The organism is Streptomyces sp. HSW2009, assembly GCF_040240285.1.
Lineage (GTDB): Bacteria > Actinomycetota > Actinomycetes > Streptomycetales > Streptomycetaceae > Streptomyces.
On record NZ_JBEHZD010001328.1, the window covers coordinates 1 to 4,143 of the forward strand.

Annotated in this window: 4 protein-coding genes; 1 reads left to right on the forward strand and 3 read right to left on the reverse strand. The window is 76.5% G+C overall.

The window, feature by feature from the left end; all coding sequences use genetic code 11:
- The 3 genes from AAHZ94_RS36040 to AAHZ94_RS36050 form a co-directional block, all read right to left on the reverse strand.
- Nucleotides 1-551, reverse strand: a 551-nt coding sequence (locus AAHZ94_RS36040; protein ID WP_502964891.1) for an SCO2322 family protein, incomplete at its 3' end; no start/stop codon positions are given.
- A 323-nt stretch (nucleotides 552-874) separates the two neighbouring features.
- Complete coding sequence (locus tag AAHZ94_RS36045; RefSeq protein ID WP_349997832.1) at nucleotides 875-2,239, reverse strand: SCO2321 family membrane protein; 1,365 nt, start codon at nucleotides 2,237-2,239, stop codon at nucleotides 875-877.
- Between the two features lie 571 nt (nucleotides 2,240-2,810).
- Nucleotides 2,811-3,188, reverse strand: a complete 378-nt coding sequence (locus AAHZ94_RS36050) for an SH3 domain-containing protein (protein WP_349997833.1) — start codon at nucleotides 3,186-3,188, stop codon at nucleotides 2,811-2,813.
- 684 nt (nucleotides 3,189-3,872) lie between these two features.
- Here AAHZ94_RS36050 and AAHZ94_RS36055 point away from each other — a divergent pair.
- Nucleotides 3,873-4,106 (forward strand): ferredoxin, encoded by a 234-nt coding sequence (locus AAHZ94_RS36055; protein ID WP_349997834.1) that lies wholly within the window; start codon nucleotides 3,873-3,875, stop codon nucleotides 4,104-4,106.
- Nucleotides 4,107-4,143 lie beyond the last annotated feature (37 nt).

The window sequence follows — 4,143 nt, forward strand, 5'->3', positions numbered from 1 at the left end:
CCGTCGCCGTTGCCGCCGTTGCCGCCGCCGCGCACCTGCTCGCCGCAACCGGACTTCGGGTAGCCGGCGATCGCGCACAGCAGCGCCGTGCTGTCGTACCGCAGCGGCTTCGCCACCTGCGCCAACGCGTCGGCGGCGGTGCCGTCGCCGGCGATGCGGGCACAGGCGGTGCGGGGCCGTGGCGGGCGCTCGCCGCCCGGGGCGTCCGGGGCGGGGCCGAAGTCGAGCACCACCGCGACCCGCTTGCCGTCGCCCCCGGCCGGCTCGCCAGCGCAGATCGTGGCGAAGTCGGCGGCGCCCCGGGGCCGTACCGCGTCCCTCGCGTCGCGGCTGACGGCGAAGCGGAAGCCGACGGTGTCCCCGTCGCCGGGCCTGGCGGTGGCCGGGCCCTCCGTCGCGTACGTCCATGCGGCGCCGTCCCGCTGCCAGAACGACCAGTAGCGGTAGCCGTCGGCGGCGGCCGGGGCGGCGGCCCACAGGCCGAGCAGGGCGGGGGCGAGCACGGCGGTCAGCAGCAGGCCGAGGAGTCGGCCGAGCGGCCGGCCGTGCAGCCGGCCGCGCGGGGTGCGTACGCGTGGGGTCTGTGCGCGCGGGGCCTGGAGGCGCGGGGCCCGTACGGGCCGGGCCTGTGCGTACGGCCTCCGTACGCGCCCGGGCCGCTGGTGCTCCGGCCGGTGGGCGGGCGGCGTCGGCACGGGGGCTGCCACGGGCGCCGTCACCGGTGGGTGCGCCGCCGACGGAGCCGGTACGGGCGCCGCCACCGTCGCGGGCCCCGGCCCCGGTCGGGGTGCGCGACGGACTAGCCGCGGCCTGGCGCGTACCGCCCGGCGGGCGTCCGCGCTCCCGTCGGCCGCCCGCCCACGCTCGGTGGGCATCAGAGCTGCTGCTTCTTACGGCCGCTCAGCAGGAAGCCGATGCCGACGCCGGCGACCAGACCGACGCCCACGATCCACCAGACGCCCATGCCACCGCCGTCGTCGTCCTTCTCGTCCTTGTCGTCCTTCTTGTCCTTGGCGTCATCGGCCGCGGAGGTGTCCGCGCGGACGTCGCTCGGGGTGGGGCCGGTGGCGCCCAGTTGGTCGACCAGGTTGGCGCCGGCGAAGTCGCGCGGGTCGGCGCCGGCCGCGTGGGCGGCGAGCACCAGCTTGGCCAGCGCGCCCGGGTCGTCCTTGGCCCAGGCCAGCGCGCCGTTGCCGGAGCCCTGGAGCCAGCGGAGCGCGCCGGTGGCCGCCGCGTGGTGGTCGCCGGCCGCCAGTGCGATCACCGCGTCGGCGGTGCTGCCGAAGTCGGGCTGCGGCTTCGCGCCGGGCAGGGCGGACGTCAGGTGCTGGCCGTGCGCGGCGAGCGTGGTCGCCAGGTACGCGGCGGCGGCCTCGGCCGCGCCGTCGGGCTCCTCGTTCGGGCCGTCGTCGCCGCGCTGCTGGTCCTTCGCCGACTTGGCGCCGTCGCCGCAGGCCAGCACCTTGGGCGCGGCGTTGTCCGCGGCCTTGACCGGCTCCACGAGGAAGCCTTCGCCGCGGGCGGCCAGCGCACCGTCGGCGGTGGCCAGCGCGTTCGGCGCGAGCTTGCCCGCCTTGTCCGGCTGGTAGCCGAACGCGCCCCGCTCGGCCTGCTTGGCGTCACAGGTGAGCTGGAAGCGCAGCAGCGCGTCGTACGGGTTCTTGCCGTCCTTGGACCTGACCTCGCCGGGCTCCTTGTCGGCGGCGGTGAACGCGCCGATGACCACGGCCGTGGAGTTGGGGTCGGTGGGCGAACCGGGGTTCATGCCCCAGCCGCCGTCCGCGTTCTGGTGCTTGGTCAGCCACTCCAGGCCCTTGGCGACCACGGGCCCGCGCCCGCCGACGGTGACCAGCGCCTGCACGGCCGCCCCGGTCGCATCGCTGAACTCGCCCTTCTCCGGGTCGCACGGGCTCTTCACGTCCGCCCGGTAGGTGGCGAAGCCACCGTCGGCGCACTGCTGCCCGGCCAGCCAGTCGATGGCCTCGGGGGCCGGGGTGACGCCGGCCGCGTGCTGTGCGAGGAAGGCGAGCGAGGTCCGCCACACCCCGTCGAACTTGGCGTCCTTCGCCCCGTACGGCCCCGTGCGCTTGCCGGCGGCGGGGGCCGGCGCGGACCCCGACTGCTGCGGGGCCGGCGACTCGTCGGCGCGCGCGGCCGGCGCTACCGCCGCGCCCAGGAGGGCGGCGCAGGCCAGCGCCGTGGTGCCGCGGCGCACGGGGAGGGCGAAGGAGGGGGCCATGGTCGGTGCCTCTCGGTGGATAGCGCCGCGGTGCCGGTCACCGTGGCGTCGGTCGCCGCGGTACGCAGCCGCGCACGCCGCCCACCGCGCACGCGGCAGCACCGGGCTCAGCTCCGTAAACCACGACGGGGGCCGGCGACCGGACCGCGCCCGCACGGGGCGCGACCGGCTCCGGGAGCCTTGTCGCCTCGGGAACGGGTGGTCCGGCTCGCGCGGCGGCGCCGGGGCGCGCCGTGCTCACGGTTGCGGGTCAGCGCCGGCCTCGCACCGGCTTTCCCCGCCCCGGGGCAGGATGCAGTTGTCCGCGACAGCTTATCCGCCGCCCGCGCGCCCCCCGCGGCCCGTTCCCCGGCCGTTTCCCGCCCGTGACCAGGGGAGGCGGGGGCACGCGGCGGCCACGGGGGTGGTGATGGCCGTGGCCTGCCGGTCGCCTGGTCGCTGATCGTGGTCGCCTGGTCGCCTGGCCGGTGTTCGCTGGTCGTGGTCGCCGGGCGTACCAGCGCGTCGGCCCCCACCGTCCGGGGACGGTGAAGGCCGACGGCTCAGCGCTCCGGCCGGGCCGGGCGTCGGATCAGCACCAGTGCGGGGCCTTGCCGATGTTCTCGATGTAACGCGCGGCGCCCCAGGCCCACTTGCCGGTGTCCAGCAGGTACCAGCGCGGGTTGCCGTCGATGTTCTGGCCGTTCACCTTGCACACGATGTTGACGATCGTGCCGTACGGCAGCGCGCCCACGACCTTGTGCTTCTGGCTCGGGCCGGTCCGGACCAGCAGGCCCGTCTTCGCGATGACCCGGCCCTTGTAGTGCGCCCGGTCCTTGGCGACGCTCTGCGAGGACTCCGGGGAGGTGGGGGTGGAGGTCGCCAGGGCCGGGGTGGCGGCGGGGGCGAGCGCGAGCGCGCCCGTCGCCGCGGTGAGGGCGAGTTTGCTGACGGTGGACTGCAAGAACATCTGTGTCTCCAGAGATGTGGGGAGCGCCACCCCACGGTGGGGAGCGCCGAATCCATCGGGGACGCGTGCGGATGAGCGGGGGCTGAGGCGCGGCCGGACGGCGCCGGCGGTCACTCGCCGGCACCCCGGTGGGCACCCCCGCAGCAGTAAGGGACAGATCAGATGAAAATCGTCCTAACCGCCATCAAGCACGCTAAAGACGTCACGGAGACTTTGCAAGTCATCACGATGCGTAAAAATCCGCAGGTCGACGCCCCGGCCCCGACCCCTGCCCGAGGGGCTTGCGCCGGATGGGGGTGGTCGTTGAGGCAGGCCGAAGCGGCGGATGGGTGGGGTGGTGGCGCGGGGTGTGGGGGCGTGCGGGGCGGGGCGAGGTGACGGCTCCGGGGGTGTGGAGCGGGATGCGGGATGACGTACGGGAGGGGGTGCGGGGCGGCGTCGTGGCCGTGCCGGTCCGTGCGCGTGGACGCGCACGAGGTCGCGTACGGCGGGGCGGAGCCGCTTCGGGCGCGACGGCGTGGCGGCGTGGCGGCGTGACGGCGCGGCAGTCAGGGGGTGCGTGGCGGGTGCGACGGTGTGGCCGGTCGCCTTGTGGGGGGCGGGAGTTGGGGCGGCGGGCGGCGGGCCTATCGTGCGCGGGGACGGTCCACGTGCCCCCGGGGCACCTGCGGAAGGTGAGGTCGCATGGCAGAGCGTTGGCACATCGAGGTCGATCAGGGTGCGTGCATCGGGTCGGGGCTGTGTGCGGGCAGCGTGCCGGACGCGTTCCGGATGGGGGCGGGGCGGCGGGCCGAACCCGTCGCGGCCGAGATCGCCGCCGCCGACGGCGTGCTGGAGGCCGCCGAGAGCTGCCCCGTGGAGGCCATCGCGCTGCGCCTCGCACCCGGCGGCGAAGCCGTCTTCCCGCCCGCGGACTGACCGCGTGGGCCGGCCCCGGGCGCGCCCCCCCCAGTCG

Excerpts from the sequence above, each read along its gene's own strand:
- AAHZ94_RS36045 (WP_349997832.1), bottom strand. The coding sequence starts at position 2,239 with ATGGCCCCCTCCTTCGCCCTCCCCGTGCGCCGCGGCACCACGGCGCTG.
- AAHZ94_RS36050 (WP_349997833.1), bottom strand. The coding sequence starts at position 3,188 with ATGTTCTTGCAGTCCACCGTCAGCAAACTCGCCCTCACCGCGGCGACG.
- AAHZ94_RS36055 (WP_349997834.1), top strand. The coding sequence starts at position 3,873 with ATGGCAGAGCGTTGGCACATCGAGGTCGATCAGGGTGCGTGCATCGGG.